The sequence below is a fragment of the Amycolatopsis sp. NPDC049252 genome, assembly GCF_043197175.1.
Taxonomy (GTDB): domain Bacteria; phylum Actinomycetota; class Actinomycetes; order Mycobacteriales; family Pseudonocardiaceae; genus Amycolatopsis.
Map to the genome: position 1 here is coordinate 320,697 of NZ_JBICSQ010000003.1, position 14,544 is coordinate 335,240.

Genomic DNA, 14,544 nt, shown 5'->3' on the forward strand with positions numbered 1-14,544 from the left:
CGTCCGCCGTTTTACCGGCCCCTTGCCTTCCCATCGGAGATACGTACGAATCGGATTCCCGGTTCAATGCCACTCAGCGCGTAGAGGCCGGTGCCGGCCAGCGCGGCCGCCGACACGGCGGACAGCGCGAGCACCGGCAGCGGCGCGCCGAACGGCGACACGCCGGTGAACGACTCGACGCCGATCACGGCGGTGAGCACCGCGTCGGCTGTGACCGCGAGCTTGACGACGCGCATCCGGTGGGCCTCGGGCCAGCGGGTGAAGGTGAGCAGCCACGCCAGCCCGGGCAGCACGAGGATCGCGTGCATCGCGACCGCGTGCAGCGGCTTGAGCGAGCCGGCGGTGGTGTAGGCCAGCTGCGGGTCGCCGCCGCGGGCCGCCACGACCCCGCGGGCGATCATCACCGCGCCGGTGGCCAGCGCGACCACCAGCACGACCAGGCCGGCCCGGATGGCGAGACGCAGGCTCGGCGCGTCCGGACCGGGCGCCACGAGCGCGGCGGCGGTGAAGCCGATGACGGTCAGGATGAGCACCCCGCCACCGGCGGCGAGCGTCATCGACACGACGTTGTCGAACGGCGTCTCGAAGTTGAAGTGCGACGGCACGCCGCGCCAGGCCTGCATGCTGACCAGCGCGACCTCGACGACGCTGGCGACGCTGAACGCGCCCAGCAGCACTGAGCGCCACCGCGGCCGGACGGTGAGGAACGACGTCGCCCAGGCGACCGAGGCCAGCGTCAGCCCGAACGAGAGGCCGAAGGTGACGGCCTTGCGCATCGACAACGGCCCCAGCCACGAGCCGCCGGTGCCGAGGAGCACGATCGCGTGCCCGAGGCCGCTCACGAAGAGGACCGCGCCGACGACGTAGGCGGCGCGTTCGGCGGGCCGGCCGTCGTGCCAGATCCGGGTCAGTGCGTTCATGCACCGAGTCTCGCGTGCCGGACGGCCCCGCCGCGTCGGCCCGGCGTCGACTCCCCGTCGTACGCCGAGCTACGTACGGTGGATTCCGAAAGCCGTCGTAAAGAATTGTGGCGATTCTTGACCGGAATATTGCCGAATGCGGTGCGCGGCGCCACTCGGCAGGCGGATGCGGGGCGGGCCGGGGAGTTCTACTATTGAATCATGTACATCGCCTTGCTGACCTACACGGCACCCGAAACAGAAGTCGACTACGCGCTCCCGGACCATTCGGACTGGGTGCGCACCCAATTCACGAGAGGGCTTTTCCTCGTTTCCGGAAAGGGAAGAGGTGCGGCCGACCAGGTGATCCTCACCCGCCCGATCCTGCGCGGCAAACTCGACGCGGTCCTCGCCAGCGACCCGTTCGTGGTCCAGCGCCTCGCCCGCTACGACGTCATCGAATTCACCGCCACCCGCACCGCCCAGGAACTGGCGGCGATCAACGAGGCCCTGGCCTCCTGAGAGAAGCACGCCCCGGCCAGGTGGCCCGCAACGCAGCCCGCCACCTACCGGCGAAAAACGACGCCCTCATGGGCTTGTTCGCCGTTCGACTTTGCTGCTGCCCGGACTGGCTTTCTCCTTGACTCGCTGCCACCCGGCTCGCCCGCTGCGCCGCGGTTTTGCGCGCCGCCTCACCCGCTGTCCGGTCCTGCTCGCCATGCCGCGATTTGCCTGCCATGGCGCCACCTGCCTCCATCTGCCGTCCGATCTTGCTGGCTATGTCGCGGTTTGCCTGCCGTGGCGCGACCCGGCTCGTTCGCTGTGTCGCCTAGTCTGTCGTCCGGTCGTGCTCGCTATGCCGCGGTTTGCCTGTCATGGCGCCTCTCCTGGCGCCCGGTCTTACCTGTAGCGCCGGATTTTGCCGCCTGCGCCGCCTCGAACGCCGCCCAGCCTTCTTGTCACTGTGCCACCTCGCCTGCCGCATCGGGCTTGCGCTCAGCCCCCGTCCCGGTCCTTTCCGTTGCGCCGCGTTTGGCCGCCTCGCCGCCTCGCTTGCCATGTGCCGCCTCGCGCACCGCGCTCCTTCCTGCCGCGCAGCCTCGCCCACCGCCGAGCCTCGCCTGTAGTCCGGGTCCTGTCAGCCACGCCGGATTTTGCTCGCCGCCGACCCTGGCTGGCGCCCAGCTGCCCGCCGTACCGCGATTTGCCCGCCGCTCAACCTTGGTCCCGCTCGGCCACGCCCGCCGCACCTCTGTTTCTGTCGGTGCCTTCCGGTAGCATGGAAACCGGGGGCAGCGCCCATCAAATTCCCGAAATTCCCCTTGCGCCACAACAGAAACCGCACGCGGAACCCCACCGTCAACATCACCCGATTCAGCGATGATCTTCGCACGTGTGTTCGGGTAACGTCAGTGCTGTGACCAGATCGATCCGCCTGCCGGGCAGAGGCAGGCTACGAAGACAGCAGCCGGCGAAAGTGCTTCGGCAGCTCCAAAGCGCGTGCCTCCGCCGGGGTCAGCCACGCGAAGTCGTCGTGCTCTTCCGGATTGAGTACCACGTCGCCCGTGCCCGTTTCCTCGGCCGTGTAGACGATCGCGTGGATGTGCAGCGGCCTTCCCGTGATGTCCGGCCAGGAATCGCGGCTGCGCTCGCCTTTGATCCGGACCGTCAGCCCGGTTTCCTCCGCCGCTTCGCGCACCGCTGTGGCCTCGAATGGTTCACCCGGTTCGGCCGTCCCGCCCGGCAGTTCCCAGCGCCCGCCGAGGAAGACGCCGGGCGCGCGGCGCAGGAACAGCACCTCGTCACCGCGGGCGATCCAGCAGTAGGCGAGGTGCTTGTGCTCGGTCATGCGCGCGATTCTCGCTCAGTTGGTCTTCGACGTCGGCAGGTGGGCACCCAGGTACCCGACGTAGACCGTCCCCGTGCCGTCGGTGTCGTCGAGGAAGTGCAGCCGCGGGGCCGGCGACTTGAAGCGCTCCAGCGCGATGTGGGCGCCGAAGTAGTCGCGGCCCGCCGGATTGGTCCGCGGGTCGACGCGGAAGGTGCGGGCCTGGCGCAGCCGTTCGTTCGTGGTGACGGTGTCCGACTCGGCCAGCGCGATGATGTTGGCGCTGATCAGCGAACCCGGCTGGCCGGTGCGCGCGAACGCGAGCACGTCCGACAGCTCGGGCCCGGGATCCTGCCCCGCGTCGAGCAGCGAGCGGCGAGCCCCCGCGTAGGCGTCGAGCGTGCGGAGCGCGTCCCACGCCTTGCGGCGCCAGGCAGCGGCCTTCGGGTGGTGGTCGAGGATCGCCGTCGGCGCGGGTTCGGCCGTGATCGCGAGGTGCTTGAGCGTCGCGGTGGCCGCGCCGATCAGGTCCGCGAAGCTCGGGAAGTCGGTGGGCGGGCACTCGGCGTCGGCGACCTCGGCACCCGCGTCGTGGTAGCGGGTCAGCGTGCCGGCCAGCAACCCGTTGGCGCGCCTGAGTTCGTCGCGTTCGGCCTCCATTTCATCGAAGGCGCGCGCGTAATCATCCACCTCCTCCTGCAACCGCGCCAGCTGCTCCTGCAGGCAGGCGACGTCGATCGCCGACAGCTCCTCGAGCCGGCGCCGGAGCGCCTTCACCTCGCACGTCGCGCGATCCCGCTCTTCCGCGCCCGCCTTGGCCTTCTTGCGCAGAATGGTGATCACGCCGCGTGCCTCCGCCAGTTCGCGCTCGACGCGATCCAGCTTTTCGGTCAGCCCGGCATCGGGTTCCTCGTCCGGCGGCGCGAACGGATCCGCCGCGTACCAGGCCCGCACACTCGGCACCTCCGCCCACTCGTCGGGCAGCGGCGTCCGGCTCCGCGTCTGGATGAACCGCGTGATCGCACCCTCGAGAGCCTGGTGCGAGAGCGGGCTGGCCGGGTCGACGAAGTCCGGCAGTTCGTCGCACGGCGGCACGAACAGCCGCGCGCCCAGCGGCACCGCGCAACCGAGGGGGAGGTGGCTGTTGAGGGTACGGCGGAAACGGTCGTCGACGTCGAACACGTTCACCAGCCCCGGCCAGCCCTCGACCGGCTCCGTCGGCGGCTCGGTGAGCACCAGCACCGCCGACGTCCGCCACGGCGCCGCAAGCGCCTCGGCGAGCAGATCCGCGACACGGTCGCACTCCTCGCGGGACCAGCCGCGCATCGACAGCACCGGCCCCTCGATCGGGATCTCGTCGCTGCCGCTGGCGCCCAGCTCCTCCAAGCCGATCCGTCGCGCCGGTGCTTCGTGGCAGCTGCGCCACGGCCGCGTGCACGCCGCCGCCAGCAACCACGCCACGCGGTCTTCGCCGGCGCGGTAGCACAGCGAAAGCAATACCTGAACGGAGTAGCGGCCTTCGTGGCCCGGCCACGCGAACTTGAGGTCGCACCGGCGCGATCCGCCGTCGTCGGACGAGCCGAGATCGGTGACGGTGTAGTCGTCGTGCTGCCGCTGGCGGGTGATCAGCCTGCTGCGCAAGGCGTCCAGGGGGCGCTTTCCCTCGACGGGTACCAGTCCGTGGTGCCAGATCCGGTGCACCCCCACAGGACTCACTCCGTTCGCCAGGAACCGGTACCTCAAGCGAACATAGCGGATCCTGTGACCGGGCGAACGCGGGGCGTCACGTCATTCGCGCGTCCAGAGACAGAACGGATGCCCGGCCGGATCGAGGTACACGCGGACCTTCTCCTGGGGCTGGAACGCGGCCAGCCCGGCGCCTGCGTCGATGGCGGCCGCGCCGGCCGCATCGAGGTCGTCGACCTCGATGTCCAGGTGCATCTGCATCTGCTGGACTCCGTTCGCGTGCGGCCACTCCGGCGGCACGTGGTCGGGCTCCAGCTGGAACGAGAGGCCGGGGCCGCCGTCGTCGGGGTGGAGCGTCACCCGCTCCGGCTCGTCGGTCTTGATCGACCAGCCGAGCAGGGTCGCGTAGAACACGGCGAGCGCACGGGGATCCCGTGCGCCGAGCACGGTCGAAGTCAGCTTCATGAGCGGTGGCTACCCGCCGGCGGCGGTGATCTACCCTCAGCGTCCGGTCTGGGTGTCGAAATAGGCGTACGGCGGGCCGGCGTCGCCGAACGACGACGTCGCGAACACCGCGGCGCCGGACAACGCGAGCAAGATCGTGAGCACGCCGAGGGTCGCGCCGATCCGGCCCGGTCCCGGGGTGGTGCGCGCGCCGGCGTACACGCCGAAGACCAGTGCCAGCACGCTGATCGGCAGCAGCGCGAACCACAGCGCGCCGAGCACCAGTACGAACGCGTGCACGACCCATGAGTACGCCCACGCGGCCACGACCTGCGGCCGGACGATCAGCCAGGCCGCCCAGGTCGCCACCGCCAGCGTCAGGCCGGACGCGCCGATCGCGACCGCCGAGATCCCGAGGCCGCGGCTTCGTGGCTTGGTTTCCGTGGACTCGGTGTCGTAGTCAGGTTCCCCCATGGCCGGAGTATCACCTCCGCACGGCTCCGTGTTACCCGGAATACCCCGGCGCCGCACCGGCTTGCACCTTGGCGCAGGCGTAATGATCACTGAGGGAGCCGCCATGTCGTCCGAGCACATCCAGGGAACCGTCGCCGACGGGTACGAGTCCGTCCGGGAGGAGTTCGCCTCCGTCGCGACCGGCGAGGGCGGGGACTACGCCGCCCAGCTCGTCGCCCACGTCGACGGCGAGCGCGTCGTCGACCTGTGGACCGGGCCGGAAATCACCGCCGACTCGCTGACCGGGGTGTTCTCCTCCACCAAGGGCGCCGCGCACCTGGTGGTCGCGCTGCTGGTGCAGGACGGCGTGCTGGACCTCGACGAGCGGGTCAGTCACTACTGGCCGGAGTTCGGTGCCGCGGGCAAGGCCGGGATCACGCTGCGGGACCTCCTGGCGCACCGCGCCGGCGTCGTCGGCGCCGACGACGGGTTCACGGCCGAAGAACTCGCCGACGACCGGGTCATCGCCGAGCGTCTCGCGCCACAGAAGCCCTACTGGCGCCCGGGAACGGCGTTCGGCTACCACGCTCTGGTGATCGGCGCGCTGACCGGCGAGGTCGTCCGGCGCGTCACGGGCCGCAGCATCCAGGAGCACTACGAGGAGCGCGTCCGCGAGCCGTACGCGCTGGACTTCTACCTGGGCTTGCCCGAGGAGCTGGAGCCGCGGTTCCTGACGACGTTGCCGATGCTGCCGACGCCCGAGCAGCTGGCCGAGCTGGCGGCGAACGCGACGGGGCCAGACAGCATCACGGCGATCGCGTTCAACCGCAACCACCCGAAGGCGCCGGAGCTCTGGGACCTGCCGAACATCAAGACGATCCGCCGGCTGAGCCCGGCCTCGGTCGGCGGCGTCGCCTCCGCACGCGGCCTGGCGGGCATGTACGCGGCGGCGATCAGCGGCCCGGAACCCCTCCTGGCCAAGGAAACCGCGGCGGACTTCGCCCAGATCCACTCGATCGGCGACGACCTTTCGACCCGAGGGGGCAACGCGTTCGGGCTGGGTTTCTCGGCCGTGGGGTACGACTACCCGGTGCTGGGCCAGGGAGCGTTCGGCCACAGCGGCGCGGCCGGTTCCCAGGCGTTCGCGGACCCGCGCAGCGGCCTCGCGTACGGCTACAACCGCCGCCGGTTCGCCTTCCCCGGCGGCGCGGCCCCGGAGAACACCCGCCTCGTCCGGGCGGTCCACACGGCGGTGGTGACCCATCGCGGCTGACCCTGCAACGGCACACAAGAGCGAAGTGGCCACGCGGCAGAGGCCGGGATGGGAGCTTTCCCTTCCCGGCCTCAGTGCCTTGGGTGACGATCCGTATCCGGACGTACACGTGGCCCCGCATGGTCCCGAGCGCCGTAACCCACTCGGCGGCGATGCACGTCCTGATGAACGCCGTTACAGGGTTCACTCTTTAGGACGTTTCGGCCGGCGCATCTGGCCTGTTCACGCCGGTCGATCTGACTTTCTGTAGTAAAAACTCTCCCGATCAATGCTTTGTTGTGCAACTATTGGGCCGTTCGCGGGGAGAGGGCCCCGCGATGGGGACTCACCGTCACCGGTCAGCGTCCCCATGCAGATCCCCAGGGGAGAGGAGATCGACCATGTCGACGCCCACGGACACCAAGCCCGAAGAGACTCCGGAACCGACCGAGGAGCCGACCACGCCGTTGGTCCAGTGGACCGACGAGGACGGCAAGGTCCACGACGGCCACCCGGCCCACACGGAGTGCAGCGGCAACTGCTATCAGGTCATCAAGGGCTGAGCTCGCTCGGCTTCGTCGCCCGCCTGCTGATCTTCGACCAGTAGGCGGGCTTCTTTCTGCCATCGGCTGTGCTGTCATAGGAGAGTGCCTGTGACAAACCTGGACCCGTCCGAACTCATCGCCAGGGTCCGCGATCTCCAGCGAGCGGCGACCGACGCCTCGTGCGTGGCCCGCTTCCACGAGGGCGTCCGGCTGCTTCGACGGGGGATGGCGCTGCTCGACTCGATCCACCCGGTGGAGGCCGGCTACCGCACCGAGTGGCTCGTCGCACGCATCAGACTCGCTTCCACGCTGGCCGCGATGTCGTCGGAGATCACCGGGGACGTCGCCGCCGGTCTGGCCGGGCTGGACGACGTCCGGCTCCTGATCAACGCCATCGAGGACCCCGTGCTGCAGGCGGAACTCAACGGCGCGCTCAACCACAACTACGGGCTGCGGCTGATGACGGTCGGGCGCAACGAGGACAGCATCGAGCACTTCAGCCAGTCGCTGGCCGACAAGGAGTTCCGGCTGGCGAACGGTCCCGACCCGCACGCCTGGATGGGCGCGTTCGTGCAGACGCTGTCGACGCGGGGCTGGGCGCACACCCGGCTCGGCAACGTCGTCGAAGCCCAGGGGGACCTGACCCGGTCGATCGAGATCGCCGAGCGGCACGAGCTGCACGCCGAGGCCGCGGACGTCCGCCGGATCCTCGGCACCCTGGCGCTGCGGACCGGCGACGTCCCGGAGGCCCTGCGCCTCTACGACGAAGGCGAACGCACGTACCGGGACCTGGAGATGGACGTTCCGCCGCCGCTGCGGCTCGAGCGCGCCCAGGCGCTGATGGCCGCCGGGCTGGCCGACGAGGCGAGTGATCACCTCGACGAGGCCATGGCGGCGATGCTGAAGGACAACAGCGTCGGCCGGGAGCTGGCGCAGGCCGAGCTCCAGCGCGCCTCGGCCGCGCTCATGAACGACGAGGTCGACCTGGCCCGGCAGATGGCCGCGTCGGCGCGCCGGCGCATGCTGCGCGCGGGCTGCCGGACCTGCGTCGCCAACGCGACGATCATCGGGCTGCGGGCCGACACCCGCGAGGCGCTGAGCACCGGCGTCGTCGCCGCCGGTCTGTCGGCGCGGGCGATCCGGATCGCCGAGAAGATGCCGCTGCCCCGGCTCGCCGAGCAGGCCGCGACCGCGCGGATGCTGGCCGTCCGGCTCGACATCCGGCGCGGGAACCTCAAGCGCGCCGCCGAAACCCTCGCTCTCGTGCCGCGGCCCGGGCAGCTCACCCCGGTCGACTACCGGATGCTGCGCCGGCTCTGCCGGGCCGAACTGGCCGTCGCACAGGGGAACCGGGCCAAGGCGCTCACCGAGATCCGGTCCGGGCTGACCGAGCTCGACGCCGTCCGCGACCGGATGGGCGGCCTGGACCTCGTGTCCGGGACCGCGCTACACGGCCAGGAGCTCGCCGACCTCGCCGTCAAGCTCGTGCTCGAACGCAGCGACGCCCGGCGGCTGTTCGTCTGGCTGGAACGGACGCGAGCGCAGACCTACCGCTACGAGCCGCTGTCCGCCGGGACCGCCCCCGAGCTGGCCGCGCGGGTGGCCGAGGTCCGCGGTCTCGGGCAGGCCATCCAGGAGGCCCAGCACGACGGGCACCCGAGCGCGAGCCTGCGCGCCAAGTACAACGAACGGCTCCGGGAGGCGCAGCGCCTCGGGTGGCACACCGGGCGCTGGGGCCGGCCGCGGCCGGTCGCCGGACTGAACGAGGTCGTCGCGCGGCTGTGCGAGCGGGCCATGGTCAGCTTCGCCGCTTCCGGTGACGAGCTGGTCGCCGTGGTCATCGCCGGCGGTGAGTGCCGGCTGGTGCGGCTCGGCTCGGCCGGGGACGCCGCCGAGTCGGCGCGGGTGCTGAACGTCGACCTCGACGCGCTGGCGCCCGACAACCTGCCCGAACGGCTGGCCGAGGTCGTCATGGCTTCGGCACGCAAGCAGGCCGACCGGCTCGACGCGCAGCTGATCCAGCCCCTCGAAGAGCTGTTAGATGATCGTGACCTGGTCATCGTCCCCACCGGGCCGTTGTACGCGGTGCCGTGGGGCGTGCTGCCGGGCCTGCGGGGCCGGCCGACGGTCGTCGCGCCGTCGGCGACCGCGTGGCTCGCCGCCGAGCTGACTAAGTCGACTCGGGCGCGCAAGATCGTGCTCGTCCGCGGCCCGGGGCTGGCCGGCGCCCGCGGTGAGCTCGAGAAGCTGACCACGCACTACCGCACCGCGACGACGATGACGGGCGCGAAGGCCACGGTGAAGTCGGTGCTGCGCGCGATGGACGGCGCGAAGCTGGCCCACTTCGCCGCCCACGGCGCGCACGAGCCGGAGAACGCCCTGTTCTCCCGCCTCGAGCTGGCCGACGGCTCGATGTTCGGGCACGAGATGGCCGGGCTGCGGCAGCCACCGCGGCAGGTCGTGTTCGCCGCGTGCGAGCTCGCGCTGAACCGGATCCGCCCGGGCGACGAGGCGCTCGGATTCGCCAGCGCGCTGCTGGCGAGCGGCTCCCGGACGGTGATCGCCCCGCTGTCCCGGGTCGGCGACCTCGCCTCGGCCGCCGCGATGGACGACTACTACCGGGCCCTCGCGGTCCGCGACAGCCCGGCGCTGGCCCTGGCCGACGCGATCGCGGTCGACCCGTTCCGCCGCCCCTTCGTCTGCCTGGGCGCCGGCTAACCGGTGTCCGGTGGAAGGCCGACACGCGTGGTGGGAAGGTCGACACGCCGGTTGAGGGGCCGACACGCGTGCTGGAGAGGTCGACGCGCGTGTTTGAAGGGTCGACTCGCGTGGTGGGGCTGTCGACACGCGGCCGACTCCCGTGAAGGGGAAGCCGACTCGCGTGACGGAAGGGGCGACGCGTGTGGTGGGGAAGCCGACCCGTGTGATTGAAGGGCCGACACGGCGAGCGTGGGGAACTCGTTTCGACTCGGCCATCACCTGCGCTGGCGCTCTGATCACGTGTCGGTGGGGTCGGCGGCTTCCAGGCGGGCCACCATGTCGTCCAGGGTGAGGCGGGCGGGCTTCGTCTCCGTGACGAACTCGTTCAGCAGCAGGCAGAACCGGTCCGGGTCGGCCACGTGGGGGAAGTGCTTCGTGTTCTCCAGGACCGTCAAGCGGCTGTCCGGCAGGACCTCGGCCGTCCGGTGGCCGTGGGCGACCGGGATGAGCGGGTCGCGCTCACCCCAGATCAGCAGCATCGGCACGTCCGCCGCCAGGTAGAGCTTCTCGACGGCGCTGGCCCGTTGACCGCGCAGGTCCAGCAGGCCGCGGGCGATGGACAGGAACGCGCGCCGCCGCGCCGGGTCGGCGAGCGAGCCGAAATGGCGGGCCAGCTCCCGGGTTTCGGTCTTCGGCGACACGCCCAGGAGCCGTGCGACGCGGGTCGCGGCCCGGGCGGCGGCCACCGTCGCCGGGTTGATCGTCAGGGCCAGGGTGAGCTGGGCGCCGGGCAGCGTCGCGGCCCGCAGCACCGGGCTCACCTCGCGGCCGAGCCCGCCGCTGTCCACCAGCACCAGCCGGTCGCACATCTCCGGGAACTGGTAGGCGAACTGCAGCGCGATGCCCCCGCCGAGCGAGTGCCCGACGACGGTCGCGTGCCGGACGCCGGACACCGCCAGCACGTCCCGCACGACGCTGGCCATCGAGCCGAGCCCGTAGTCCGCGCGCGGCGCGTCGGACTCGCCGTGCCCGGGCAGGTCGAGGGCCAGCACCCGGCGGTTCAGCGTGGCGCACCGCTCGAGGACCGGCCGCCACGTCTCGGCGCTGCCCGCGATCCCGTGCAGCAGCACGATCGCCTCGTCGGTCTCGGCCGCCGGCTGCTCGTGCAGCAGAATCCGGCGGCCGTGCAGGGTGATGTGGCGGGTCTGGAGGGTCATCGGCGGCCTTTCTCGCGAACCCGGAACCAGGTCACGAATCCTGGCCCACGTGACAAGAACCGGCCGGGAAAGGTGTTCCCCGGTACTGGTTTTCCCGGGGTACCCGTTGTTCGTGTCGACATACCTCCGGTACCCCGGTATCCCTCGAAGGCATGTCGTGCCGCGCGAGTTTCCACTTCGTCCACCAGGAGCCCCGCCCGCGCCGCCACGCGCGCCGTCCGTGGCGGCGGATGCTGGGCAGGCGGCTCCCGGTCCGGGTGGACCGGTCCGGGCACCCCGGATCGGCGCTGGGGACGGGGGACCGTCCGCTCTAGGCTGCCGGGCATGACCGGGGTGCTCACCGTGCGGGTCATGCGCGCCGCCTATTGGGTGGCGACGCTCACACTGACGACCGTCACCGGCTTCTCTCGGCACACGGTGAGCTCCGGCCTGTAGTCGCCCAGTAGGGTGACCCCCGTACACGGCCGGGCCGACAGGTGGAGGTCTTCCGATGGCACGCACGGGCGGTGAGGGCGAACTCCCCTCGGTCGCCGAACTGGTGAACCTTTCGCAGACGAAGCCGCTGATGATCCGCGGTGAACTCGACGCGAGACTCGCCGAGGAGCTTGCCGCGGAACCCGAACCCGATCCCAGGCCGGACCCGCTCGCGATCCTCGACGCCGAGCTGGCCGCCGCCGACGAGCCCGATGACAAGCGCCCGCTCGACGCACCTCCCGCCGACCCGCCGCGGCGCACGCAGCCGTTCGTCGTCGGCGCGGTCGCGGCCGTCGCGCTCGGGCTGGCCGCCGTGGTGCTCTTCCAGCCGCACGAGGTCGGGGGCACGGCCGTGCCGCCGCCGGGTGCGGCCGCGCCGCCCCCGCCGGTGACCTCGAGTGAGGCCGTCGCGACGTTCAGCGCCTCGGCGGCGCCGCCCCCGCTGACCGCCGGGCTGCAGGACACCCCCGTCAAGACGACGAGCCGCCCCGTCGCGGGGCGCAAGCCCGCGAACCCCGTGACGACGTCGTCGACCCCGGCGCCCGAGGACCAGTGGCGCGCCATGGTGAGCTCGGCGATCAGCTCCTGGCAGCACGGCCACGGCAGGCCCGGCCGCTGACCGGCGGCTCGGCCGAAGTGATCACACCACGGTGGCCGGGGTTCGCCTCCGCCCGGTGACTGTCGGGTCCCGGTCACCCTCGGTCCACGACCGGGACCACGCGTTGCCCGTCCTCAGCGGCGGTGTGACCGCGAAGAACAGTGGCCTCCGTTGTTCTGAATGGTGTTAAGCGCACGCCGGGAGAAGCGTTACCCAACGCGGGTCTGGTAACACGCCGATGTTCCGGATGAAACCGTCCGGAAATGGTTCGCCGGTGCACTGATCGGCATGAACTTCGAGCTCGACGGCCTGCATCGGCCGGTGATCGTGGTCGGCGGTGGCCAGGCGGGACTGTCGATGTCCCATTGCCTGACCTCCGCCGGGGTCGGGCACCTCGTGCTCGAGCGCGAGCGCGCGGGGCACGAGTGGCGGACCCGCCGCTGGGACAGTTTCTGCCTGGTCACGCCGAATTGGCAGTGCCGGCTCCCCGGTTTCCCCTATCCGGGTGATGACCCGGACGGGTTCATGGTCCGGGACGAGATCGTCACCTACCTCGAGTCGTACGTGAAGGCGTTCGACGTCCCGCTGTGCGAGGGCGTCGAAGCGAAGCGGCTGCGGCAGCTGCCCGGTGGTGGGTTCCGGCTGACGACGTCGGCCGGCGAGCTGACCGCCGACCACGTCGTGCTGGCCACCGGCCCCTACCAGGTGCCGCTGAAGCCGCGGCTGGCCGAGCGGCTGCCGGACCACGTCGTCCAGCTGCACTCGGCCGAGTACCGCAACCCGGACCAGCTGCCGGACGGCGACGTCCTGGTCGTCGGCACCGGGCAGTCCGGCTGCCAGATCGCCGAGGACCTGCACCTGGCCGGGCGGCGGGTGCACCTGGCCGTCGGGTCGGCGCCGCGGGTGGCCCGGCGCTACCGCGGCCGGGACGTCGTCGCCTGGCTCGACGAAATGGGTTACTACGCCAGGGGAATCGACGAGTTCGCCGACGCGGACGCCGTGCGGTTCCGGGCCAACCACTACGTCACCGGGCGCGACGGCGGCCACGACATCGACCTGCGCGCGTTCGCCGCCCAGGGCATGCAGCTCTACGGCCGGCTCAAGAACGTCCGAAGTGGACAGTTGGCGTTCGCCGACGACCTGCGCCGCAACCTCGACGCGGCGGACGCCGTGTCCGAGGGCATCAAGGACTCCATCGACGCCTACATCGCGAAACGCGGGGTGGCCGCGCCGAAGGAGGAGCGCTACAAGCCGGTGTGGGAGCCACAGGACGGTCAACGCGCCCTCGACGCGGAAGCGCTTTCCGCCGTCGTCTGGAGCACCGGCTTCGGCCGCGACCACCGCTGGATCGACGTCCCGGTGTTCGACGGCAAGGGCTACCCGACGCACCACCGCGGCGTCACGAGCTGCCCCGGCCTGTACTTCCTCGGCCTGCCCTGGCAGCACACCTGGGGCTCCGGGCGGTTCTGCGGCGTGGCCGCGGACGCCGAGTACCTGGCCCGGCGGATCACCGACGTCGGCCGCGGCGGCGACGTCCGCTGGCTGTCGGGCACGCCGGTCAGCACCTATCCGGCCGACGACGACTGGGTCGCGCCGCGGACGGTGGCCTGATGCGCTGGACGAACGACGCCCACCGCCACCTCGGCGTGCTCCCGGCCTACCCGTTCTACGGCGGCCCGCCGGTCGCACCCGCGATCGGCAGCCGCGCGACGATCGGCGAGCTCCTGTCCGATTTGGACCGTGAGGGCACCGAACGTGCTTTGGTGATCCCGAACTACGGCATCCCCGATCCGGCGGTCGCGTTCTCCTTCAACGAACTCTGCGTCGAGGCGGCGGGCAAGGACGACCGGATCAGCGCCGCCCTGTGGGTGTCGCCGCGGGCCGAAGACGCCGGCCGGACCGACAGTGCGCTGAAGCTGGCCGGCGAACCAGGCGTGCGGGCGCTCAAGCTCAGCTTCCTGCTGGGCGGCAAGGCCTCCGACCCCGCGTGCCAGCCGCAGCTCGACAAGATCTTCGCCACGGCGAGGGAACACGACCTCGTGGTGCACGTCCACACCTCGCCGGGCGCGGCGTCGGACATCGACGAGGTCGGCAAGCTCGTCGACGCCTACGCCGGCGACGTCAAGCTGCACCTCGTGCACTTCGGCGGCGGGATGAGCGGGCACATCAAGCTCGTCGGCGGCCGCTTCTTCGACTGGATCGCCGCCGGGAAGCAGGTCTACACGGACCTGTCCTGGGCGATCGGCTTCACGCCCCGCTGGCTCGTCGAGGAGATCTCACGCCGGGGCCTCGGCCACGACCGCGTGCTGTTCGCCTCCGACGAGCCGTGGGGCGATCACGCGGGCGAACTCGCCAAGCTGGCCGCCGCGGCCGGCGACGGCGAGCTCGCCGACCTGGTTTTCCGCGGCACGTTCGATGTGCTGTACGGACCGAAGAAAGGGAAATAGA

General features: G+C 71.3%; 13 protein-coding genes. 7 read left to right on the forward strand and 6 right to left on the reverse strand.

The features are described 5' to 3' along the window. Positions 1–11 precede the first annotated feature (11 nt). The gene (locus tag ACGFMK_RS07040; protein WP_392759173.1) at positions 12–920 is read right to left on the reverse strand and encodes a hypothetical protein; all 909 of its coding nucleotides are present in this window, start codon (positions 918–920) and stop codon (positions 12–14) included. A 201-nt stretch (positions 921–1,121) separates the two neighbouring features. On the opposite strand from ACGFMK_RS07040, the gene ACGFMK_RS07045 reads away from it, so the two are divergent. Beyond that, positions 1,122–1,421 carry a YciI family protein gene (locus tag ACGFMK_RS07045; RefSeq protein ID WP_392759174.1) on the forward strand — a complete coding sequence of 100 codons (300 nt, stop codon included), beginning with the start codon at positions 1,122–1,124 and terminating at the stop codon, positions 1,419–1,421. Between the two features lie 931 nt (positions 1,422–2,352). Here the strand turns inward: ACGFMK_RS07045 and ACGFMK_RS07050 are convergent. From ACGFMK_RS07050 to ACGFMK_RS07065, 4 genes are all read right to left on the reverse strand, one after another. Further along, complete coding sequence (locus ACGFMK_RS07050) at positions 2,353–2,748, reverse strand: NUDIX domain-containing protein (RefSeq protein ID WP_392759175.1); 396 nt, start codon at positions 2,746–2,748, stop codon at positions 2,353–2,355. Between the two features lie 15 nt (positions 2,749–2,763). After that, positions 2,764–4,434 (reverse strand): hypothetical protein, encoded by a 1,671-nt coding sequence (locus tag ACGFMK_RS07055; protein WP_392759176.1) that lies wholly within the window; start codon positions 4,432–4,434, stop codon positions 2,764–2,766. An 81-nt stretch (positions 4,435–4,515) separates the two neighbouring features. After that, positions 4,516–4,878 (reverse strand): VOC family protein, encoded by a 363-nt coding sequence (locus tag ACGFMK_RS07060; protein WP_392759177.1) that lies wholly within the window; start codon positions 4,876–4,878, stop codon positions 4,516–4,518. 36 nt (positions 4,879–4,914) lie between these two features. After that, entirely contained in the window at positions 4,915–5,331 is a 417-nt protein-coding gene (locus ACGFMK_RS07065) for a hypothetical protein (protein WP_392759179.1), read from the reverse strand. Between the two features lie 103 nt (positions 5,332–5,434). On the opposite strand from ACGFMK_RS07065, the gene ACGFMK_RS07070 reads away from it, so the two are divergent. The 3 genes from ACGFMK_RS07070 to ACGFMK_RS07080 all read left to right on the forward strand — a co-directional run bounded on the left by ACGFMK_RS07070 (position 5,435) and on the right by ACGFMK_RS07080 (position 9,825). After that, a complete protein-coding gene (locus ACGFMK_RS07070) occupies positions 5,435–6,583 on the forward strand; it encodes a serine hydrolase domain-containing protein (protein ID WP_392759180.1) in 1,149 nt (382 codons plus the stop codon). A 380-nt stretch (positions 6,584–6,963) separates the two neighbouring features. Then, positions 6,964–7,125, forward strand: coding sequence for a hypothetical protein (locus ACGFMK_RS07075; RefSeq protein WP_392759182.1), 162 nt, complete (start codon positions 6,964–6,966; stop codon positions 7,123–7,125). 90 nt (positions 7,126–7,215) lie between these two features. Then, positions 7,216–9,825, forward strand: coding sequence for a CHAT domain-containing protein (locus ACGFMK_RS07080; protein ID WP_392759183.1), 2,610 nt, complete (start codon positions 7,216–7,218; stop codon positions 9,823–9,825). 278 nt (positions 9,826–10,103) lie between these two features. On the opposite strand, the gene ACGFMK_RS07085 is transcribed toward ACGFMK_RS07080, so the two are convergent. After that, the gene (locus ACGFMK_RS07085) at positions 10,104–11,024 is read right to left on the reverse strand and encodes an alpha/beta fold hydrolase (RefSeq protein WP_392759185.1); all 921 of its coding nucleotides are present in this window, start codon (positions 11,022–11,024) and stop codon (positions 10,104–10,106) included. Between the two features lie 490 nt (positions 11,025–11,514). Here ACGFMK_RS07085 and ACGFMK_RS07090 point away from each other — a divergent pair, with 490 nt between their 5' ends. The 3 genes from ACGFMK_RS07090 (at position 11,515) to ACGFMK_RS07100 (ending at position 14,543) form a co-directional block, all read left to right on the forward strand. Beyond that, a complete protein-coding gene (locus ACGFMK_RS07090; protein WP_392759186.1) occupies positions 11,515–12,117 on the forward strand; it encodes a hypothetical protein in 603 nt (200 codons plus the stop codon). Positions 12,118–12,384: 267 nt separating this feature from the next. Next, positions 12,385–13,707, forward strand: coding sequence for an MSMEG_0569 family flavin-dependent oxidoreductase (locus ACGFMK_RS07095; protein WP_392759188.1), 1,323 nt, complete (start codon positions 12,385–12,387; stop codon positions 13,705–13,707). Continuing rightward, a complete protein-coding gene (locus ACGFMK_RS07100) occupies positions 13,707–14,543 on the forward strand; it encodes an amidohydrolase family protein (protein WP_392759190.1) in 837 nt (278 codons plus the stop codon). Before ACGFMK_RS07095 ends, ACGFMK_RS07100 begins: the two co-directional genes overlap by 1 nt. The last annotated feature ends 1 nt before the right edge of the window (position 14,544 follow it).

Excerpts from the sequence above, each read along its gene's own strand:
- ACGFMK_RS07075 (WP_392759182.1), top strand. The coding sequence starts at position 6,964 with ATGTCGACGCCCACGGACACCAAGCCCGAAGAGACTCCGGAACCGACC.
- ACGFMK_RS07040 (WP_392759173.1), bottom strand. The coding sequence starts at position 920 with ATGAACGCACTGACCCGGATCTGGCACGACGGCCGGCCCGCCGAACGC.
- ACGFMK_RS07050 (WP_392759175.1), bottom strand. The coding sequence starts at position 2,748 with ATGACCGAGCACAAGCACCTCGCCTACTGCTGGATCGCCCGCGGTGAC.
- ACGFMK_RS07085 (WP_392759185.1), bottom strand. The coding sequence starts at position 11,024 with ATGACCCTCCAGACCCGCCACATCACCCTGCACGGCCGCCGGATTCTG.
- ACGFMK_RS07100 (WP_392759190.1), top strand. The coding sequence starts at position 13,707 with ATGCGCTGGACGAACGACGCCCACCGCCACCTCGGCGTGCTCCCGGCC.
- ACGFMK_RS07060 (WP_392759177.1), bottom strand. The coding sequence starts at position 4,878 with ATGAAGCTGACTTCGACCGTGCTCGGCGCACGGGATCCCCGTGCGCTC.
- ACGFMK_RS07045 (WP_392759174.1), top strand. The coding sequence starts at position 1,122 with ATGTACATCGCCTTGCTGACCTACACGGCACCCGAAACAGAAGTCGAC.
- ACGFMK_RS07095 (WP_392759188.1), top strand. The coding sequence starts at position 12,385 with ATGAACTTCGAGCTCGACGGCCTGCATCGGCCGGTGATCGTGGTCGGC.
- ACGFMK_RS07090 (WP_392759186.1), top strand. The coding sequence starts at position 11,515 with ATGGCACGCACGGGCGGTGAGGGCGAACTCCCCTCGGTCGCCGAACTG.
- ACGFMK_RS07070 (WP_392759180.1), top strand. The coding sequence starts at position 5,435 with ATGTCGTCCGAGCACATCCAGGGAACCGTCGCCGACGGGTACGAGTCC.
- ACGFMK_RS07065 (WP_392759179.1), bottom strand. The coding sequence starts at position 5,331 with ATGGGGGAACCTGACTACGACACCGAGTCCACGGAAACCAAGCCACGA.